Genomic DNA, 19,289 nt, shown 5'->3' with positions numbered 1-19,289 from the left:
GGTGATTGCATGGAAGAAACATACTGGAATAAATTTATGGCATCGGGTAAGGTTGATGATTATCTGGAATATAAGGGAATCCAAATCTGTCATTCGGTCATGGAGCATTATGGCAGATCATCAGATGCCGGGACAGAGGTAAGGCGAAGTGAATCAGATAACGGTTATGGGAATGGTGCTATCTGCTGTTCCGATCGGCGAGTATGATAAGCGGGTTGTCATACTCACCAGAGAAAGAGGCAAGATCAGCGCGTTTGCCAGAGGGGCGAGGAAGCCTGGCAATGCACTGAGTGGAGTGATCAACCCGTTTTCATTTGGTGAATTTACAGTCTATGAGGGGCGGACATCATATACACTGGTGTCGGCCTCTATTTCCAATTATTTTGCAGAGTTACGAGAAGATATCGAGGGTGCTTATTATGGCTTTTATTTTGTAGAGATTGCATCCTATTACTGCCGAGAAGCTAATGATGAGAGAGAAATGTTAAAGCTTCTGTATCAGACAATGCGGGCACTTATCAATGAGAAGATTCCAAAACGTCTGATCCGGTATATCTACGAGTTGAAGGCAATCTGCATTAACGGCGAGGCACCGCAGGTATTCCAATGTGTGGTGTGCGGAGATAAAGAGCGTCCAGGGAAGTTCAGTACGCTGAAGGGCGGCAAAGTATGTACCCACTGCATCCGGGATGTTTATGACGGTCTGGAACTTGACCCATCTACCTGGTATACGCTGCAGTACATAGAGAGTGCAAAGGTAGAACATCTGTATAATTTTACTGTATCGGATCTGGTGCTCAGAGAACTTGCGATGGTCATGGGAAGATACATGGATGTGTATGTAGACCATCAGTTTAAATCACTGGAAATATTAAAGCTGATGACTTGAAAACTCTGTATACAGACGGTATAATATGCGATAAGGGTGCATTTTGGCATCGAATAACAAAAGGAAAGAGGATTAATAATGGCAGAGAAGACAATGGATAAGATTGTGGCACTGGCGAAGTCAAGAGGATTCGTATATCCGGGTTCTGAGATCTACGGCGGCCTTGCCAATACATGGGACTATGGTAATCTTGGAGTAGAGCTTAAGAATAATGTAAAGAAAGCCTGGTGGCAGAAGTTTGTACAGGAGTCTCCATATAATGTAGGCGTAGATTGTGCGATTCTGATGAACCCGCAGACATGGATTGCCAGCGGACATCTGGGGGGATTCAGTGACCCATTGATGGACTGTAAAGAATGTCACGAGCGTTTCCGTGCAGATAAAATCATCGAGGATTATGCGCATGAGAACGGCATCGACATTGGAGACAGTATTGATGGATGGAGCCATGAGAAGATGCAGGAGTTCATCGCAGAGAACAATATTCCATGTCCGACCTGCGGTAAGCATAATTTTACAGAAATCCGTGAGTTTAACCTGATGTTCAAGACATTCCAGGGTGTAACAGAGGATGCTAAAAACGTGGTATACCTTCGTCCGGAGACCGCACAGGGCATTTTCGTTAACTTTAAGAATGTACAGCGTACATCCAGAAAGAAGATTCCGTTTGGTATCTGCCAGATCGGTAAGTCTTTCCGTAACGAGATCACACCGGGTAACTTTACATTCCGTACCAGAGAGTTCGAACAGATGGAGATGGAATTCTTCTGTGAGCCGGATACGGATCTGGAATGGTTTGCATACTGGAAGCAGTATTGTCTGGACTGGCTGAGCAAGCTGGGACTTAAGGATGACGAAGTACGTTACCGTGACCATGATCAGGAAGAGCTGTCATTCTACAGTAAGGCAACTACCGATATCGAGTTCCTGTTCCCATTTGGATGGGGCGAGCTGTGGGGTATTGCTGACCGTACAGATTATGACCTTTCCCGTCATATGGAGGTATCTAAGCAGGATCTGACATACTTCGATGACGAGAAGAAAGAAAAATATATTCCATACGTTATCGAGCCGTCGCTGGGAGCTGACCGTATGGTACTTGCATTCCTGTGCAGTGCATACGATGAGGAGAACATTGGTACAGAGGAAAAACCGGATGTCAGAACTGTGCTTCATTTCCATCCGGCACTTGCACCGGTTAAGATCGGTGTCCTTCCACTGTCTAAGAAGTTGTCTGAGGGTGCACAGAAGGTGTATGCTCAGTTAGCTAAGAAGTATAACTGTGAGTACGATGAGCGTGGTAACATTGGTAAGAGATACCGCCGTCAGGATGAGATCGGTACACCATTCTGCGTAACATACGATTTCGATTCTGAGGAAGACGGAGCAGTAACTGTAAGAGACAGAGATACCATGGAGCAGGAAAGAGTGAAGATCGAAGATCTGATTGCATATTTCGAGAAGAAGTTTGAGTGGTAAGTCGAGCTGGGCGTTCGACGTACGTCTGCAAGCATGTAAGTGATTCAGGAGAGTATATGAATCAAATTTATTTTGACAATGGCAGTACGTCATGGCCAAAGGCACCTGGTGTGCCGGAAGCCATGGCGGATTTGTTAGCTCACGGTGCATTTAATATTAACCGTGGCAATTATGAAGGCGCATACGAGATCGAAGGCGTCGTGCTGGATACAAGAGAACAGCTGACGCGTCTTTTTCATGTGAAGAATTCTAAGGGAGTAGTGTTTACACCGAGTGTGACCTATTCCCTCAATCTGTTTATAAAAGGCTTTTTGAAGCCCGGAGATCATGTGATCGTGACGGGGCTGGAGCATAATGCAGTGATGCGCCCGCTGGAACAGATGAAGGCTGTGGGTGTGGACTATGACATTGCACAGACGGACAGAGACGGCAATCTGGATCTTGAACATTTAAAATCACTGATTGGAGACAGCACCAGAGCGGTATTGGTAACCCATGCGTCCAATGTGTGTGGAACCGTAGTTCCGATTGAAGAAATTGGTAAGATCTGTCAGGAACATGATCTGATCTTTGCAGTGGATACTGCACAGACTGCAGGAACGCTGGATATCGATATGGAGAATTGCGGGATTGATTTCCTGGCGTTTACCGGTCACAAGGGACTGCTTGGGCCACAGGGAATCGGTGGATTTCTGATATCAGAGAGACTGGATCGAGATATGAAGCCGTTGATTGCAGGAGGTACCGGAAGCCAGTCAGATTCTCTGCTGATGCCGGAGAATCTGCCGGATAAGTATGAGAGCGGTACGATGAACCTTCCGGGGATCATAGGATTGCATACGGCGCTGTCTTATTTAGAAGAACAGGGAATCGAACGCATACATGACCGTAAGATGTCGCTAACCGGATATTTTCTCGAGCGAGTGTCGGAGAATTCTAAGATACGGATTGTAGGTCGAAAAGATCTGGAACACAGAGTGGCAGTAGTGTCATTGGATTTTCAGACGGTGGATAATGCAGTAGCTGCCTTTGAACTGGAGCAGGCAGCAGGGATTATGACCAGAGTAGGACTGCACTGTGCGCCTGTGGCACACCGGTCGCTTGGCACTTTTCCGCAGGGAACCGTACGGTTTGCATTCAGTGCATCGAATACAGAAGAAGAGATAGATATTTGTATAGAAGAAATAAATAAAATTGCCTACATATAGATGAAAACTATAACAAAAAGCCTTGTTATTATTGTGAATAATTGATAAAAATGTTACGATAAAAACAGATTAATTGTTCAAATGCGATAACAAGGAGGAAAAGAATTATGGCAGATAATCAGAAAATGTGGGAAGAACTGGGGATGAATCTGGAGCTGCATGATCAGTTGTGTCAGGTGCTTCCACAGGCGGTTGGAGATGTATTTCTCTCTCAGGAGAACCGTCCGGACGGAATGGACTATTATGATATGGTAGTTGCAGATATTCACGGTATCCGCCCATCAGAGCTGATTGAACATCAGAAAAAAGGCGGCAAGGTATTTGGCACATTCTGTGTATACGTACCGGATGAAGTGATCTTCGCAGCAGATGCAATTGCGACCGGACTCTGCGGCGGCTCTCAGTTCTGGGTACCGGGAGGCGAGAAGGTGCTTCCGAATAATACCTGTCCGCTGATCAAAGCATCTGTAGGAGCAAGACTTGACCGTACCTGTCCATTTTTCCGGATCGCGGATATGTATATCGGAGAGACTACCTGTGATGGTAAAAAGAAGGCATGGGAGATTTTGTCTGAGGACGTACCGGTACATGTAATGGATCTTCCGCAGATGAAACGTGCCAAGGATGTAAAGGCATGGGCAGAAGAGATTAAAGAGCTGATGCATGTGGTAGAAGAATTTACCGGTAACAAAGTGACAGCAGAGAAGTTAGCAGAAAGTATCAAACTGATTAATAATAAGAGAAAAGCGTTGGACAGACTGTATGCCTGTCGTAAGAATGAGAAGCTTCCAATCAGCGGTACGGATGCATTGGTTATTTCTCAGATTGCATTTTATGATGATCCGGCAAGATTTGCACAGATGACGAATAAACTGTGTGATGAGTTGGAGCAGCGAATCAAAGACGGTGTCAGTGTAGTGCCGGAAGGAACCAAGAGAATCATGCTGACAGGAACACCGCTTGCAATTCCGAACTGGAAGCTTCATAATATTGTTGAGACCAGCGGAGCAGTGGTTGTCTGTGAAGAGATGTGCACAGGTACCCGTTACTTTGAGCGTTTTGTAGACGAGAGTGGTACTACGATCGACGAGCAGATCAATGCAATTGCAGAGCGGTATATGGGCATTAACTGTGCATGCTTTACACCAAATCATGGAAGAATTGATGATATCCTCCGTCTGGCAAAAGAATACAAAGTAGACGGAATCATTGATGTGAATCTGAAGTTCTGTAACCTTTACGACACCGAAGGATATTTCGTAGAGCGTGCGATGAAGGAAGCAGGTATTCCGGTACTGGGAATCGAGACCGATTACACGGACAGCGATGCTCAGCAGCTTCGTACCAGAATCAGTGCATTTGTGGAGATGCTTAATAACTAAGGAGATATGGGATAGATGTCAGAGATTCAGCATTATATTCTGTTTCCTAATCATGACAATGCAATGCGGTTATACCGCGAATTAAAAAAGCTGGGGGTTCGGGCAGTGATTGCTCCTACCCCCAGAAGTGCGAGTAAATGCTGCGGCGTGTCGTTGATGGTGGAAAAGGACGATCTGGATACGATATGGGAGACTGCAGAACAGAAGGAGATTGAGATTCTGAAAGTGGCAGAGGTGAAAAAGGACTTTAATCCACACCGCGACCGTTACTGTTAAAGATCGTAAAACGAAATAAAAGAAATCAGAGGGAAGACAAGATGTATTATGTAGGAATTGATATTGGATCTACTGCGTCCAAGACAGCAGTACGAGGAGATAAGGAATTAATGTTTGTGCTGCCGACAGGATGGAGCAGTAAGGAGACAACCGGAGTGATCCGTGAGAGGCTTCTGGAGGAAGGAATCGATGTGGAATCTGACGATGTGAAAGTTGTGGCAACAGGATATGGAAGAGTTGCAGTAGACTTTGCAGATTATGTGATCACAGAGATTACCTGTCATGCCAGAGGCGGCAGAGAGATGGCAGGAGATGACTGCTCGATCATCGATGTCGGTGGACAGGATACAAAGGTGATACTGGTATCAGGCGGCATGGTACAGGATTTTCTGATGAATGATAAATGCTCGGCAGGAACCGGTAAATTCCTGGAGATTATGGCGAATCGCCTGGGTGTAACTCTGCAGGAGTTGTTTGATATGGCAGATACTGGAGATGTGTTATCGATCAGTTCACTCTGCACTGTATTTGCAGAATCAGAAGTGATCAATTATATCGGTGAAGGTAAGAAACGGGAAGATATCGCAGCCGGTGTGGTAGATTCTGTAGCAGCGAAGGTATCACAGCTTGCAGGCAGAAAGAATCTGGCAGATAAGGTGATCCTTACCGGAGGTTTGAGCAACAGCGAATACTTTACCAGGATCTTATCAGAGAAGCTTGGTAAGAAAGTAGAGATGACCGAGAACGGACGGTATGCCGGAGCAATCGGAGCAGCGTTGCTGGCAGAAGAGAAAAGTAAGAGAAGAAGATAGCAATATAAAAAGGCGGTCGAAGATTCGAGGGTACTCGAACTTCGACCGCCTTTTTATATATGAGTTTAGGCAATGTACTTGGTATCTATTGCGTAAGCTAACAGTTTTGAGATATCTTCGCGATTATGGAGGGCTAACTGAAGCTCTGAGAAATGGCCATCAATAGAAAGGATATTTTGTGTGAGTTTGGATTTTAAGTCAATACGTGAGCCATCTTTCTTTACTAATTCTACTTTGTCTTTGCATTCATTTACTACGTTAAAAAATTCTTCTGAGTTATCGATATTAAAAAGTTTCATACTTTTCAAACTCCTTCCTTTGTTAAACATTTATCATCTTTTCTTTTGCTGATTTTATTTTAACTGAAATACAGAAAATATCAATGCATTTAATGTATGAATTATACAAAACCAAATGAAAAAAATTGTGCAATATTACAAATACGATTAAGGATGTCAAAGCTATAGATAAAAAAGACGATTCTTTGTGTAAAAAATAACAATAGAATAGCATTTCTGCCTTTCAAAAAAAGTACTTGCCAAATCTTTTTTATTATGATATTGTTTGAAGGTCAAAATATTTTAAAACAAAATAATATGAAAACAAAGGTAAATAAAGAGGCGGATATGATGATAGGAAAGATATGTGGCACAGGATCCGGTATTCCAGTAAAAATCATGGATAATGATGATCTGTCGAATATGGTGGATACGAATGATGCGTGGATCCGTGAGCGTACCGGCGTAGAGAAACGCCATATCGCAGAGTCAGAATCCACAGTGTCTATGGCAGTGGAAGCAGGCAGACAGGCGCTTGCACAGACAGGAATACGACCGGAAGAGTTGGATATGATAGTGGTGTCAACGATGTCACCGGATGCAGTGCTTCCTTGTACAGCCTGCGAAGTGCAAAAGGCTATCGGCGCAGAGGGTGCGGTCTGTTTTGATTTGCAGGCAGCATGTACAGGATTTATATTTGCGTATAATACAGCGCAGGCGTACATTCAGAGTAATATGTGCAGAACAGTATTATTGATCGGGAGTGAGAGATTGTCCAGGCTGGTAGACTGGACCGACAGAGGAACCTGTATTTTATTTGGTGACGGTGCCGGAGCAGCAGTTTTGAAGGCAGCAGAAGGAAGAGCTTATCTTCCGGTTTCTCATTCTGATGGAAAAAAGGGAGAGGCTCTGACATGTGACAGATACATTCATATGGATGGAAGAGCAGTGTTTCAGTTTGCGGTAACCAGAGTGCCGGAGGTGATTCGTGAAGTACTCACAAAAAATGAGCTGCTCATGGATGATATTGATTATTTTGTTCTGCATCAGGCAAATCGGAGAATTGTGGAAGCAGTGGCAAAAAGATTGAGGCAGCCAATTGAGAAATTTCCGATGAATCTTCAAGAATATGGAAATACATCTTCTGCAAGTATTCCGATTCTTCTGGATGAAATGAATCGGTCAGGAAAGCTGAAAAAAGGTCAGAAGCTTGTAGTGGCAGGATTTGGGGCAGGTCTTTCATGGGGCGCATCCATTGTAGAATGGTAAAAATGATTGAAAGGTAATTACCGGTAAGGAGCCGGATTACATAGATACAGAAAACTTAGAAATGAACAAATATGAAGGAGAATAAGAATTATGTTAGAAAGAGTAAAAGAAATCGTAGCAGATACACTGGGAACAGAAGCAGAGAAGTTGACTGAGGCGACTTCATTCAAGGCTGATCTGGATGCAGATTCACTGGATTTATTTGAAATGGTAATGGCACTGGAAGAGGAATTTGGTAAGGAAATCCCAACGGAGGATCTGGAGAAGATTGCAACGATTGGAGATGTAGTTGCTTATCTTGAGAAATAGGAGCTGGGTGATATGAAGACAGAGATTACAGAACTTTTAGGAATTCGTTATCCGATTATCCAGGGAGGCATGGCCTGGGTGGCAGATTATCATCTGGCGGCTGCCGTGTCTAATGCAGGAGGTCTTGGATTGATCGGAAGCGGAGGCGCACCGGCAGAATGGGTCAGAGAGCAGGTGCGAGAAGCAAAGAAACTGACAGATCAGCCATTTGGTGTCAATCTGATGCTGATGAATCCGGAAGCCGATCAGATCGCGAAAGTACTGGTAGAAGAAGGCGTGGCAGTTGTAACGACAGGTGCCGGAAGTCCGGAAAAATATATGAGCATGTGGAAAGAAGCCGGTATGAAGGTAATTCCGGTAGTGGCAAGCGTGGCGTTGGCAAAGAGAATGGAACGCTGTGGTGCGGATGCTCTTGTAGCAGAAGGAACGGAAGCCGGGGGACATATTGGAGAACTGACTACGATGGTACTGGTTCCGCAAATTGTTGATGCAGTATCTGTACCGGTAATCGCAGCTGGTGGAATTGCGGATGGCAGAGGAATTGCAGCAGCCTTTATGCTGGGAGCAAGAGGAGTGCAGATGGGCACACAGTTTGTGGTAACAAAAGAATGTAATGTTCATGAGAATTATAAACAGGCATTGATTAAGGCAAGAGATATTGATTCTCGTGTGACGGGGAGAACCACCGGGCATCCGGTCCGTGTCCTTCGCAATGCAATGGTAAAAGAGTACCTGAAGAAGGAACAGGCTGGAGTTCCATTTGAAGAACTGGAACAGCTGACACTCGGCGCACTGCGCAAGGCAGTAGTGGATGGAGATGTAACTAATGGAAGTGTTATGGCAGGTCAGTGTGCGTCGATGGCTCATGAGATAATGACTTGTAAAGAATTGATCACAAAGCTGACTTGCGAGACAGATAAGTTGATCGGAGGCTCAGGGTTCTATGAGTAAGATTGCATTTATCTATCCGGGACAGGGAGCGCAGAAAGCTGGCATGGGAAAGGATTTCTATGAAAACAGTCCGCTTGCCAGAGATGTCTATGACCGGGCATCGGAATGTCTCAAACTGGATATGAGGGCATTATGTTTTGAGGAAAATGACTTGCTGGATCAGACGGAATATACGCAGGCAGCTATGGTGACAACCTGTCTTGCAATGACTGCGGTATTGAATGAACAGGGAGCAGAAGCGGACGTGACAGCAGGATTGAGTCTGGGAGAATACTGTGCCATTGCAGAGGCAGGTGCAATGGATCTGTTGGATGCGATCCGCCTGGTCCGAGTACGCGGACAACTGATGCAGCATACAGTTCCGACAGGAGAAGGCGCGATGGCAGCAGTGCTTGGAATGGATGCAGATCAGATTGATGCCGTGATTGAACCAATTGCGAATGTAACGGTAGCTAATTATAATTGCCCGGGGCAGATTGTAATCACAGGAGGAACAGCAGGCATCGAACAGGCATCCAAGGCATTGAAAGAGGCCGGTGCAAAGCGGGTAGTTCCACTGAATGTCAGTGGACCGTTTCATTCACCGATGCTTCGGAGTGCAGGGGAAAAGCTTGGCAAAGAGCTGTTGACAGTACAGCTTGGTGAGTTGAAGATCCCATATGTAACGAATGTGACGGCAGAGTATGTGACAGACAGCAGCAAGATCCGGGAGCTTCTTACCAGACAGGTATATTCGCCGGTGCGCTGGGAGCAGAGCATCCGGAAAATGATCGCACAGGGCGTGGATACGTTTGTGGAAATCGGACCAGGCAGAACCTTAACCGGATTTTTACGTAAAATCGATCGGAATGTGACGGTATATCAGGTAAATACCTGGGAAGATTCAAAGCAAATTATGGAGGAGTTATGGAAGAAAAAGTAGCGGTGGTAACAGGTGCATCCAGAGGAATCGGAAGAGCAATTGCAATGGAACTTGCAGAAAAAGGATACAAGGTGATTTTAAATTACTGTGGCTCTAAGGTTCGTGCAGAGCAGGCGGCAGAAGAAATCTGTGCAGCAGGCGGACAGGCAAAAGCCGTACAGTGTGATGTATCAGATTACATAGCATGCGAGACATTTATCAGCAATATTATCAAAGAAGAAGGACGGATAGATGTATTGGTTAATAATGCCGGAATCACCAGAGATGGACTTCTTATGAAGATGTCGGAGGAAGATTTCGATGCGGTGATCAATACGAATCTGAAGGGATGCTTTCACTGTATGCGATTTGTTTCCAGACAGATGTTAAAGCAGAGAAGCGGGAGAATCATTAATTTGTCTTCTGTATCCGGAGTGGCAGGTAATGCAGGGCAGGCAAATTATGCAGCATCTAAAGCCGGTGTGATCGGGCTTACCAAAACCGCTGCAAAAGAGCTGGCAAGCCGTGGAATCACAGTGAATGCGATCGCACCGGGATTCATCAATACAGAGATGACAGAGGTATTATCAGATGCAGTAAAAGAAGGAGCCAGAGGGCAGATTCCATTGGGACATTTTGGAAGACCGGAAGATGTGGCAAAGGCAGCAGCATTTCTGGCATCGGAAGATGCGGCCTATATCACAGGCCAGGTGATTCATGTTGATGGCGGCATGGTCATGTAGAGAAGGAGAAGAGTATGAAAAGACGGGTAGTTGTAACAGGACTGGGGGCAGTCACCCCGATCGGAAATACAGTGGATGAATTCTGGACAGGAGTTCGTACTGGTAAGACAGGAATCGGTCCAATTACCAGATTTGATGCGGAAGGATATAAAGCACAGCTTGCAGCAGAAGTAAAAGATTTTAATGCCAGGGAGCGTATGGATGTAAAAGCAGCCAGAAGAATGGAATTGTTTTCGCAGTATGCAGTGGCAGCTGCATTAGAAGCAAAAGAAGATGCAGCAATTGATATGGAACAGGAAGATGTGTTCCGTGTAGGTGTGATGATCGGATCAGGAGTTGGCAGTCTTGCAACAGTGGAACTGGCCCATGAGAAAATTGTGGAAAAAGGTCCGGGAAGAGTCTCTCCAATGATGATTCCATTGATGATATCCAATATGGCAGCAGGAAATGTATCCATTCAGCTTGGTGCCAGAGGAAAATGTACGAATGTAGTAACAGCCTGCGCATCAGGTACACATTGTATCGGAGACGCTTTTCGGGCAATTCAGTATGGAGATGCGGATGTGATATTTGCAGGCGGTACGGAAAGCGCAATCTGTCCGACCGGAGTGGCTGGATTCTCAGCATTGACGGCGCTCAGCACCAGTACAGATCCTATGCGCGCATCGATTCCGTTTGATAAAGACAGGGATGGATTTGTGCTTGGAGAAGGTGCTGGAGTGGTAGTTTTGGAAGAATTGGAGCACGCGAAAAAGCGTGGCGCAAGAATCTATGCAGAGCTTGGCGGATATGGAGCGACTGGGGATGCCTATCATATCACTTCTCCGATTCCGGATGGAGCGGCGCAGCAAAGGCTATGCTTCTGGCAATGGAAGAAGCAGGTGTGACACCGGAACAGGTGGATTATATCAATGCACATGGCACCAGTACCCATCACAATGATCTGTTTGAGACAAAGGCGATTCATGAGGCGTTTGGAAGTGCGGCTGCGCATGTGGCTGTGAACTCAACGAAATCAATGATCGGTCATCTGTTAGGTGCAGCCGGCGGTGTAGAGTTTATTGTCTGTGTGAAATCAATTCAGGAAGGATTTATCCATCAGACGGTAGGAACAAAAGAGACAGATGAGGAATGTGATCTGAATTATGTACTGGGTTCACCGTTGGAGCAGGAAGTTAATGTTGCAATGTCCAATTCTCTTGGATTTGGAGGACATAATGCAACTGTACTGGTAAGAAAATACAAGGGATAGAGGTGACAGTAATGGAACTGAAACAGATACTACAGCTGATCGATGCAGTATCCGGATCCAGCCTGGACAAATTTGAATATGAAGAAAACGGTTCGAAGTTGTCTTTGGAAAAAGGAAAAGAGCCGGTCATTATGACGCAGGTGGCAGAAAATGAGGAAATGTCACAGGTGTTGAAACCGTCGGCTGAAATACAGAAAGAAGAGAAAGAGTCAACCGGACAGATTGTGAAATCACCACTGGTAGGAACCTTTTATGCAGCACCGGCAGAAGATGCAGATCCGTTTGTGAAAACCGGGGATAAGATAAAACAGGGACAGGTACTTGCTATTGTAGAAGCTATGAAATTGATGAATGACATCGAAAGTGAGTACGAAGGTGAAATTGCAGAGATCTATGTTGAAAATGGACAGAGCGTAGAGTATGGTCAGCCATTATTTCGGATTATATAGATACAGGAGGACTGAGATGAGACATCTGGGAATCAAGGAAATTGAAAAAATTATTCCACACAGACATCCATTTCTGTTGGTGGATTATATTGAAGATTATGAGCCGGGAGAATATGCGGTTGGATATAAATGTGTATCCTTCAGAGAAGAATTCTTTCAGGGACATTTTCCACAGGAACCGGTAATGCCGGGCGTGCTGACCGTGGAGGCATTAGCGCAGACCGGAGCAGTAGCTATTCTTTCAAAAGAGGAAAATAAAGGAAAAATTGCCTATTTTGGCGGGATTCAGAAATGTCGCTTTAAAGGAAAAGTCGTACCGGGGGATAAAGTGCGTCTGGAGACCAGGATTATCAGACAGAAAGGACCATTGGGAGTCGGTGAAGCGGTGGCAAGTGTAGACGGCAAAGTTGTTGTCAGTGCAGAACTTACTTTTGTGGTTGGCCAGAATAATGATTAAGAAGGTATTGATTGCCAATCGCGGCGAAATTGCGGTACGGATTATTCGCGCATGCAGAGAGATGGGAATTGAAACCGTAGCGGTGTATTCAGAAGCAGATCGGGAAGCGTTACATACACAGCTTGCGGATGAGGCAGTCTGTATCGGTCCGGCATCATCCGCAGAGAGTTATCTGAATATGGAGCGGATTATCAGCGCAACAATCATTTCCGGGGCAGATGCAGTGCATCCCGGTTTTGGATTTCTGTCAGAGAACAGTCAGTTTGCCAGGTTATGTGAGCAGTGTCAGATCACATTTATCGGTCCTGACGCAGATACAATCGAGAGGCTGGGCAATAAATCACAGGCAAGAAATACGATGATCCAGGCAGGTGTTCCGGTTATTCCAGGAAGTAAAGAAGCACTATATGAACCGGAAGAAGCGGTTCCTGTTGCTGCAGAGGTAGGATATCCGGTGATCGTGAAGGCGGCTCTTGGCGGCGGTGGAAAAGGTATGCGTGTGGCGGCAGATGAAACAGAGCTTCGACATGCATTTTGTACAGCGCAGAAAGAAGCAGTAGCTGCATTTGGAGATGGAACGATGTACCTGGAACATTTTGTACAGCGGCCTAGACATATCGAATTCCAGATACTGGCGGATAAATACGGTCATGTCATACATCTTGGAGAACGGGACTGTTCGCTTCAGAGAAACCATCAAAAGCTGGTGGAGGAATCCCCGTCGCCGGCTCTCTCAGAAGCCCTTCGTGAGCAGATGGGAAAGGCTGCGGTGACAGCAGCCAGAGTTTCCGGGTATGAAAATGCAGGAACCATTGAATTTCTGCTGGAGCCGGATGGAAAATTTTATTTTATGGAAATGAATACGAGAATTCAGGTAGAACATCCGGTAACAGAGTGGGTAACGGGTATTGACCTTGTGAAAGAGCAGATTCGGATTGCGTCAGGTGAGCAGCTTGGTTATACACAGGAAGAAATTCATCTGAGCGGACATGCAATTGAATGTCGGATCAATGCAGAGAATCCAAAGAAAAACTTTCGGCCATCACCAGGAAAAATACATGATATCTATCTGCCTGGTGGAAAAGGAGTCCGCATTGATTCTGCCATCTACAGCGGATACGAAGTGCCTCCGTATTATGATTCCATGATCGCTAAGATTATTGTACATGCCCGGAATCGTCAGGAGGCCGTGGCGAAAATGCAGAGTGCACTAGGTGAGATTATCATTGAGGGGATTGATACCAATGTAGATTATCAGTATGAACTGATTGGACATCCCAGGTTTGCGTCAGGCGATACCGATATTGAATTTATAGACAGGCTCAGTGAGGAAGAATCATGAAACTGAAAAATATGTTTAAGAAGACCAGAAGAAATGATACGGCGCTGCGTGGGTATGACAGGCAACCGGAAGTCCCGGACGGACTGCTTCGTAAGTGTAACGTCTGCAAGGAGGCTATTTTTACGGATGAAGTACAGAATAATGACTGTATCTGTCCAAAGTGCGGTAATTATTTCCGGATACCGGCGTATCAGCGTGTCGAGATGATTGCTGATGAGGGGAGTTTCGAAGAATGGGGTGAAGATCTTGTGGGAAATAATCCTCTGCATTATGCCGGATATACAGAAAAGCAGAAGATGCTGCAGGAAAAAACTGGATTGAAAGAGGCGGTAATTACAGGTAAAGCACAGATTGGTGGAATAGAAACAGTACTCGGTGTCTGTGATGGACGTTTTATGATGGCCAGTATGGGACAGGCTGTAGGTGAAAAAATTACCCGTGCGTTTGAACGGGCAGAAGAAGAACAGCTTCCGGTGATTCTCTTTACATGTTCCGGTGGTGCCAGAATGCAAGAGGGGATTCTTTCGCTTATGCAGATGGCAAAGACGTCAGCAGCAATTAAAAAGCACAGTGATGCAGGACTATTATATGTTGCAGTTCTGACCAATCCAACTACAGGAGGTGTGACAGCAAGCTTTGCTATGGAAGGTGATATTACGCTTGCAGAGCCGGGAGCATTGGTTGGATTTGCAGGTCCGAGGGTGATTGAACAGACAATCCATCAGAAATTACCGGAGGGATTTCAAAGGTCAGAATTTCTGCAGACGCATGGATTTGTAGATGCGGTTGTAGAAAGAAAAGATATAAAAAAATATCTATATAACGTATTAAGATTACATGTTAATAGGAAATGTGAAAAAGTAGTCATAGATAGTAACTTAGACACAGTACACCAGAAGAATGTGGACAGAGAGAAAACAGCTTGGGAACGTGTGCAGATTTCCAGGGCAAAAGACCGCCCTTCCGGAAGTGATTATATTCATGCACTTTTTACGGATTTTACAGAACAACGGGGTGACCGTTGCTATGGAGATGACAGAGCCATCATTGGAGGTGTTGCCAGATTCCATGGAATTCCGGTAACTGTGATCGCACAGGAAAAGGGTCGTACAACGAAAGAAAACATTGAACATAATTTTGGAATGCCATCACCGGAAGGATATCGCAAGGCACTTCGCCTGATGAAACAGGCAGAAAAGTTTCAACGGCCAGTAATCTGTTTTGTGGATACACCGGGAGCATTTTGTGGTTTGGAAGCGGAAGAGAGAGGACAGGGGGAAGCTATTGCACGCAATTTGTATGAGATGTCTGCGCTCAAAGTACCAATCCTGTCAATTGTTATTGGTGAAGGAGGAAGCGGTGGCGCACTGGCATTAGCTGTAGCAGATGAAGTGTGGATGTTAGAGAATTCTATATATTCCATCCTGTCTCCGGAAGGATTTGCGTCGATTCTCTGGAAGGATAGTAAACGTGCTGAAGAAGCGGCGGGAGTGATGAAACTTACAGCGGCAGATTTAATGAATCTGGGTGTGGTTGAACAGATCATAGAGGAACCGGAAATGTTAAATATAAATACATTTTCCGAGGTGACGAATGTGATGGAACAAAAAATATATAGATTTCTGGAAGAAAAACAGAAGAAAACAGGCATTAAATTAGTGGAAGAGCGGTATGAACGTTTTCGCAGAATGTAGGATTTTTGCACTGGCATATTTACATATTTCGTGCTAAAATAGTCATAGAAAAAAAGGAAGAGGAGTACGGATTTGGATACATACAAGGCAATTAACGATATTCTGGTTCATCTGTTTAATGAAATATGGGAACTGGAAGAGAAGGCGATTATTACAGAAGAGTACAAAGATATCACTAATAATGATATGCACATTATCGAAGCAATTGGGTTGGGTGAAGGTAATAATATGTCTACAATTGCAAAAAAGCTCAATATTACCGTTGGTTCGCTGACAACTTCTATGAATAGCCTTGTGAAGAAGAAGTATACAGAGCGTATTCGGAGTGAGGAAGATCGGAGAGTGGTGTATATCCGTCTGACGGAAAAGGGGATAAAAGCATACCATCATCACGAAGAATTTCATAAAAAGATGACAGACGCAGTGGTAGAGGCACTGGATCAGGAAGAAGTACCTGTGTTGGTGAAGACATTGAACAGTCTGGCAGAGTTTTTCAGAAGTTACAGATGATAAATAGGCCCTCATGTTTTGCAAAAGTGGCATAGCATGAGGGCTTTACTATATCTTTATGATTTACAATCAATGCATCGAGGATTGTCAGATATAGTGCAGTATGATAAGATAATAATGAGAGTAAATTTTATTGATTTTCAAATCTAAAGGAGAAGCAATATGGAAGAGAATAAAGACTATCAAAGCAGCATGGAGTATAGCTATGGAGGGGGGAATGCAACTGTCCAGGCTCCAGTAAAGGAAAATGTCTTTCTGGGTGCAGTGGGTGCCCTGGCAGGAACATTGATCGGAGTTATTTGTATTGTGATCACAGGACAGCTTGGTTACGTTTCGGCACTGTGCGGTGTGGTTATGGGAGTATGTGCCTTGCGCGGCTATCAGATGCTTGGAAAAACAGTGAGTAAAAAGGGAATTATTATTACTCTTATCATTATGATTGTCATGATATATGTCAGCAATTGGATTACTTATGCAATTGCGGTTGCAGATGTATATGACGTGGATTTTTTCACTGCATTTCAGGCAACACCAGAAATTATCAGAGTTGGAGATGTCGCATCAGCATATTATAAAGATCTTGCGATGTTGTATCTGTTTACAGCTTTAGGAGCATTTTCGACAATTAAAAAATGTTTCAAGTAAGCATGAAATATTGAAGTTTGTTTAGGATCGAGCAGGTGTCAGCCTGCTCGATTTTATGTTATACTGTGTTGGAAAATATTTATCTATGGAGATGATTGCTGATGCTTCGGATCTTAAGTTTTACAAAAACAGGAATAGAATTAAATGAAAAGTTATGTAAGAAACTAAATAATGACTCTTGTGCAGGTTATGCGCCAAAACGCATATTGGATAGAAAGGAAGAATTGACTTATCTGCCGGAGAATATACCGGAATGGATTCAGGAGTATTGGGGTGTGGATGATTTCTTGTTCATCGGAGCAGCCGGTATTGCGGTTCGAATGATTGCGCCGAGTGTGAAGGATAAATATACAGATTCTGCGGTACTTGTGATGGATGAGAAAGCACAGCATATTATTCCATTATTGTCCGGACATATGGGCGGAGCCATTCCTCTGGCAGAGCAGATTGCAGACATTACGGGAGCCATTCCGGTGATCACGACAGCTACTGATGTACAGCGGAAGTTCGCCGTAGATGCCTTTGCGAGAGACCACTATCTGAAGATTGCAGACAGGGAGAAAGCGAGGCTGATTTCTGTTGCCGTATTGGAAGGCGAATCTGTAGGAATTTATGTTGAAGATGGTTATCCTCTTCTAAAGCAGAAAGCCATAAAAGAAACGGAGCAGTATACTGAATTAAAATGGTGTGATAGTAAAGACATGCTGAATGAATATGAGTATGGAGTATGTATATCCACAGATACTAAGGATAGTTCAAAGAGAATTCTGGTATTACAGATCGGTAATGTTGTAGCAGGTGTGGGATGCAGAAAAGGAACTGCCATGCAGATCCTGGAACAGGGCATATCTGAGACGATTGCACGGCATGGAATTGATCAGAGGCAGCTGGAAGCCATTGTAAGCATTGACCTGAAAGCAGAAGAAAGAGGGTTGAATGAACTTTCTGAGAAGTGGAAGGTTCCGTTTATCACGTACACTTCAGAGCAGCTTAAGAGTACCGGAGAGGCAAGCAGCAGCTCAGAATTTGTGCAGCAGGTTACCGGAGTGGATAATGTATGCGAACGGGCAGTAAAGTACTATCTGAAGGATGAAAAAGATGGAAAGATTATCCAGGAGAAACTGCGCTTAGATAGGATGACAGTTTCTCTTGGAATGCGGTATTAACTTGTTCATGAGGCTTATATCTCAGTTGATAAGTACAGTGATTGTTGAACTTGTTGAAAAATCAAATGAAAATTACAGGACGTTTACAGTCTGAGTTTTGTCTATGCGCTGGATCGCGTTAGTTATGATTTCTTCTGCGCGTTCACTGTTGCCAGTTTGTAACAGGGCGCGAATGGATTCCAGAAGAATACAAAGTTCCTGATTAGTCAAATTATCACTCACTTTCCATACCACCTTTCTTATAATGTATACAATACGAATCTATAACTATTTGTAATTACATCATAGCAAAAGGAAAAATAAATGTAAAGATATAAGCCTTAGGAAATAGTTAATGAAAATATAAATTACATAAATGATATACTTTTGAAATACATATGTCAATATGCTTTTTGTGAGAGTTGCGCATTTTTAATGGAAATGATAAAATCGTGACAGAATATACATAGACATACAGATGATATAACAGGGTGGAGTGTACATGAAGATTTTAGTATTTGCGGGTACAACGGAAGGAAGAAGAATTGCGGAGTACCTGAATGATACCGTAGCGGACAGCTATGTCAGCGTGGCAACTGAATATGGCGGCAGATTGTTGGAGGAGTATCAGCATCTTCATCTGCTTACCGGACGGATGGATGAGGATGAGATCACAGCATTTCTGAGTGAGAAAAAGATTGATCTGGTGATAGATGCAACGCATCCATTTGCTGTTCTTGTAACCGGTAACATTAAGCGAGCGTGTGAGCGGGCGGAGGTACGGTATCTTCGTTGTCTGAGGGAAGAGGAACATTTGGCAGAGGAGATAGACCCAATCGGTGATACAGGCTGCACTGTGGTCTGGGTGGACTCTGTAAAACAAGCGACAGAGTATCTTAATAACACCAAAGGAAATATATTTATTTCTACTGGAAGCAAAGAACTGGGATTATATACGGAACTGGATGATTATAAAGAGCGTTGTTATGTGAGAGTATTATCAGTCTGGGAATCGGTGAAGAAGAGTATGGAACTTGGATTTGACGGAAAGCATCTGATTGCTATGCAGGGACCGTTTTCCAAAGAATTGAATGTCGCAATGCTCAGGCAGACAGAAGCAGATTATTTTGTAACAAAAGAATCTGGCAAGACCGGAGGATTTGAAGAAAAATATGAAGCGGCTATGGAGACAGGGACTGTACTTGTTGTTGTGGGAAGGCCGGAAGAAGAAGGCTTCGGTGTGGAAGAGGTGTGTCAGAAGATTGCAGGACAGCTTGCGGATGAGCAGGAGGGATAGA

General features: G+C 44.3%; 21 protein-coding genes and 1 pseudogene. 21 read left to right on the top strand and 1 reads right to left on the bottom strand.

Features of this window, described 5'->3' with window-relative positions; genetic code table 11:
- Positions 1–9: 9 nt before the first annotated feature.
- From DXA18_RS15510 to DXA18_RS03780, 7 genes are all read left to right on the top strand, one after another.
- Positions 10–207 carry a hypothetical protein gene (locus DXA18_RS15510; RefSeq protein ID WP_147345566.1) on the top strand — a complete coding sequence of 66 codons (198 nt, stop codon included), beginning with the start codon at positions 10–12 and terminating at the stop codon, positions 205–207.
- On the top strand, positions 149–889 hold the full coding sequence (gene recO, locus DXA18_RS03805; protein WP_118382751.1) for a DNA repair protein RecO: 741 nt from the start codon (positions 149–151) through the stop codon (positions 887–889). Before DXA18_RS15510 ends, recO begins: the two co-directional genes overlap by 59 nt.
- Positions 890–967: 78 nt before the next feature.
- Positions 968–2,368, top strand: coding sequence for a glycine--tRNA ligase (locus DXA18_RS03800; protein ID WP_118382750.1), 1,401 nt, complete (start codon positions 968–970; stop codon positions 2,366–2,368).
- 56 nt (positions 2,369–2,424) lie between these two features.
- Positions 2,425–3,576: an aminotransferase class V-fold PLP-dependent enzyme gene (locus DXA18_RS03795; protein ID WP_118382749.1), complete on the top strand. Its 1,152-nt coding sequence runs from the start codon at positions 2,425–2,427 to the stop codon at positions 3,574–3,576.
- Between the two features lie 107 nt (positions 3,577–3,683).
- Positions 3,684–4,958, top strand: a complete 1,275-nt coding sequence (locus DXA18_RS03790) for a double-cubane-cluster-containing anaerobic reductase (protein WP_118382748.1) — start codon at positions 3,684–3,686, stop codon at positions 4,956–4,958.
- 15 nt (positions 4,959–4,973) lie between these two features.
- The gene (locus tag DXA18_RS03785) at positions 4,974–5,234 is read left to right on the top strand and encodes a DUF3343 domain-containing protein (protein ID WP_118382747.1); all 261 of its coding nucleotides are present in this window, start codon (positions 4,974–4,976) and stop codon (positions 5,232–5,234) included.
- A gap of 41 nt (positions 5,235–5,275) precedes the next feature.
- Positions 5,276–6,046: an acyl-CoA dehydratase activase gene (locus tag DXA18_RS03780; RefSeq protein ID WP_118382746.1), complete on the top strand. Its 771-nt coding sequence runs from the start codon at positions 5,276–5,278 to the stop codon at positions 6,044–6,046.
- A 65-nt stretch (positions 6,047–6,111) separates the two neighbouring features.
- Here the strand turns inward: DXA18_RS03780 and DXA18_RS03775 are convergent, their stop codons facing one another.
- The gene (locus DXA18_RS03775) at positions 6,112–6,345 is read right to left on the bottom strand and encodes a polya polymerase (protein ID WP_118382745.1); all 234 of its coding nucleotides are present in this window, start codon (positions 6,343–6,345) and stop codon (positions 6,112–6,114) included.
- A gap of 330 nt (positions 6,346–6,675) precedes the next feature.
- On the opposite strand from DXA18_RS03775, the gene DXA18_RS03770 reads away from it, so the two are divergent.
- The 14 genes and pseudogenes from DXA18_RS03770 to cobK all read left to right on the top strand — a co-directional run bounded on the left by DXA18_RS03770 (position 6,676) and on the right by cobK (position 19,288).
- Entirely contained in the window at positions 6,676–7,593 is a 918-nt protein-coding gene (locus tag DXA18_RS03770) for a beta-ketoacyl-ACP synthase III (protein WP_118382833.1), read from the top strand.
- Between the two features lie 90 nt (positions 7,594–7,683).
- Positions 7,684–7,902, top strand: a complete 219-nt coding sequence (acpP, locus tag DXA18_RS03765) for an acyl carrier protein (protein WP_118382744.1) — start codon at positions 7,684–7,686, stop codon at positions 7,900–7,902.
- A 12-nt stretch (positions 7,903–7,914) separates the two neighbouring features.
- Positions 7,915–8,853 carry an enoyl-[acyl-carrier-protein] reductase FabK gene (gene fabK, locus DXA18_RS03760; protein ID WP_118382743.1) on the top strand — a complete coding sequence of 313 codons (939 nt, stop codon included), beginning with the start codon at positions 7,915–7,917 and terminating at the stop codon, positions 8,851–8,853.
- A complete protein-coding gene (fabD, locus tag DXA18_RS03755; protein ID WP_118382742.1) occupies positions 8,846–9,775 on the top strand; it encodes an ACP S-malonyltransferase in 930 nt (309 codons plus the stop codon). The genes fabK and fabD overlap by 8 nt, the downstream gene beginning before the upstream one ends.
- Positions 9,760–10,497 (top strand): 3-oxoacyl-[acyl-carrier-protein] reductase, encoded by a 738-nt coding sequence (gene fabG / locus DXA18_RS03750; RefSeq protein ID WP_118382741.1) that lies wholly within the window; start codon positions 9,760–9,762, stop codon positions 10,495–10,497. The genes fabD and fabG overlap by 16 nt, the downstream gene beginning before the upstream one ends.
- 14 nt (positions 10,498–10,511) lie before the next feature.
- Positions 10,512–11,749, top strand: a pseudogene (gene fabF / locus DXA18_RS03745) (beta-ketoacyl-ACP synthase II).
- Positions 11,750–11,760: 11 nt separating this feature from the next.
- On the top strand, positions 11,761–12,198 hold the full coding sequence (accB, locus tag DXA18_RS03740; RefSeq protein ID WP_118382740.1) for an acetyl-CoA carboxylase biotin carboxyl carrier protein: 438 nt from the start codon (positions 11,761–11,763) through the stop codon (positions 12,196–12,198).
- A gap of 16 nt (positions 12,199–12,214) precedes the next feature.
- The gene (gene fabZ / locus DXA18_RS03735; protein ID WP_118382739.1) at positions 12,215–12,655 is read left to right on the top strand and encodes a 3-hydroxyacyl-ACP dehydratase FabZ; all 441 of its coding nucleotides are present in this window, start codon (positions 12,215–12,217) and stop codon (positions 12,653–12,655) included.
- Complete coding sequence (locus tag DXA18_RS03730; protein WP_118382738.1) at positions 12,648–13,997, top strand: acetyl-CoA carboxylase biotin carboxylase subunit; 1,350 nt, start codon at positions 12,648–12,650, stop codon at positions 13,995–13,997. The genes fabZ and DXA18_RS03730 overlap by 8 nt, the downstream gene beginning before the upstream one ends.
- Positions 13,994–15,691: an acetyl-CoA carboxylase carboxyltransferase subunit alpha gene (locus DXA18_RS03725; RefSeq protein ID WP_118382737.1), complete on the top strand. Its 1,698-nt coding sequence runs from the start codon at positions 13,994–13,996 to the stop codon at positions 15,689–15,691. Before DXA18_RS03730 ends, DXA18_RS03725 begins: the two co-directional genes overlap by 4 nt.
- 72 nt (positions 15,692–15,763) lie before the next feature.
- The gene (locus tag DXA18_RS03720) at positions 15,764–16,201 is read left to right on the top strand and encodes a MarR family winged helix-turn-helix transcriptional regulator (protein ID WP_118382736.1); all 438 of its coding nucleotides are present in this window, start codon (positions 15,764–15,766) and stop codon (positions 16,199–16,201) included.
- 162 nt (positions 16,202–16,363) lie between these two features.
- Positions 16,364–16,846 (top strand): hypothetical protein, encoded by a 483-nt coding sequence (locus DXA18_RS03715; RefSeq protein ID WP_118382735.1) that lies wholly within the window; start codon positions 16,364–16,366, stop codon positions 16,844–16,846.
- 101 nt (positions 16,847–16,947) lie between these two features.
- Complete coding sequence (locus DXA18_RS03710; RefSeq protein WP_118382734.1) at positions 16,948–18,012, top strand: cobalt-precorrin 5A hydrolase; 1,065 nt, start codon at positions 16,948–16,950, stop codon at positions 18,010–18,012.
- 481 nt (positions 18,013–18,493) lie between these two features.
- A complete protein-coding gene (gene cobK, locus DXA18_RS03705) occupies positions 18,494–19,288 on the top strand; it encodes a precorrin-6A reductase (RefSeq protein ID WP_118382733.1) in 795 nt (264 codons plus the stop codon).
- Position 19,289 lies beyond the last annotated feature (1 nt).

The sequence above is a fragment of the Dorea sp. AM58-8 genome, from assembly GCF_003464045.1.
In the GTDB taxonomy this organism is placed as follows: domain Bacteria; phylum Bacillota; class Clostridia; order Lachnospirales; family Lachnospiraceae; genus Claveliimonas; species Claveliimonas ammoniilytica.
This window is presented reverse-complemented; position numbering and strand designations above follow the sequence as displayed.

What these genes read in the sequence shown, in the direction of transcription:
- DXA18_RS03725 (WP_118382737.1), top strand. Translation starts at nt 13,994, where the DNA reads ATGAAACTGAAAAATATGTTTAAGAAGACCAGAAGAAATGATACGGCG.
- DXA18_RS03775 (WP_118382745.1), bottom strand. Translation starts at nt 6,345, where the DNA reads ATGAAACTTTTTAATATCGATAACTCAGAAGAATTTTTTAACGTAGTA.
- DXA18_RS03790 (WP_118382748.1), top strand. Translation starts at nt 3,684, where the DNA reads ATGGCAGATAATCAGAAAATGTGGGAAGAACTGGGGATGAATCTGGAG.
- DXA18_RS15510 (WP_147345566.1), top strand. Translation starts at nt 10, where the DNA reads ATGGAAGAAACATACTGGAATAAATTTATGGCATCGGGTAAGGTTGAT.
- DXA18_RS03730 (WP_118382738.1), top strand. Translation starts at nt 12,648, where the DNA reads ATGATTAAGAAGGTATTGATTGCCAATCGCGGCGAAATTGCGGTACGG.
- DXA18_RS03800 (WP_118382750.1), top strand. Translation starts at nt 968, where the DNA reads ATGGCAGAGAAGACAATGGATAAGATTGTGGCACTGGCGAAGTCAAGA.
- DXA18_RS03785 (WP_118382747.1), top strand. Translation starts at nt 4,974, where the DNA reads ATGTCAGAGATTCAGCATTATATTCTGTTTCCTAATCATGACAATGCA.
- fabG (WP_118382741.1), top strand. Translation starts at nt 9,760, where the DNA reads ATGGAAGAAAAAGTAGCGGTGGTAACAGGTGCATCCAGAGGAATCGGA.
- cobK (WP_118382733.1), top strand. Translation starts at nt 18,494, where the DNA reads ATGAAGATTTTAGTATTTGCGGGTACAACGGAAGGAAGAAGAATTGCG.
- fabK (WP_118382743.1), top strand. Translation starts at nt 7,915, where the DNA reads ATGAAGACAGAGATTACAGAACTTTTAGGAATTCGTTATCCGATTATC.
- fabZ (WP_118382739.1), top strand. Translation starts at nt 12,215, where the DNA reads ATGAGACATCTGGGAATCAAGGAAATTGAAAAAATTATTCCACACAGA.
- DXA18_RS03715 (WP_118382735.1), top strand. Translation starts at nt 16,364, where the DNA reads ATGGAAGAGAATAAAGACTATCAAAGCAGCATGGAGTATAGCTATGGA.
- DXA18_RS03770 (WP_118382833.1), top strand. Translation starts at nt 6,676, where the DNA reads ATGATAGGAAAGATATGTGGCACAGGATCCGGTATTCCAGTAAAAATC.
- DXA18_RS03780 (WP_118382746.1), top strand. Translation starts at nt 5,276, where the DNA reads ATGTATTATGTAGGAATTGATATTGGATCTACTGCGTCCAAGACAGCA.
- acpP (WP_118382744.1), top strand. Translation starts at nt 7,684, where the DNA reads ATGTTAGAAAGAGTAAAAGAAATCGTAGCAGATACACTGGGAACAGAA.
- DXA18_RS03710 (WP_118382734.1), top strand. Translation starts at nt 16,948, where the DNA reads ATGCTTCGGATCTTAAGTTTTACAAAAACAGGAATAGAATTAAATGAA.
- accB (WP_118382740.1), top strand. Translation starts at nt 11,761, where the DNA reads ATGGAACTGAAACAGATACTACAGCTGATCGATGCAGTATCCGGATCC.
- DXA18_RS03795 (WP_118382749.1), top strand. Translation starts at nt 2,425, where the DNA reads ATGAATCAAATTTATTTTGACAATGGCAGTACGTCATGGCCAAAGGCA.
- fabD (WP_118382742.1), top strand. Translation starts at nt 8,846, where the DNA reads ATGAGTAAGATTGCATTTATCTATCCGGGACAGGGAGCGCAGAAAGCT.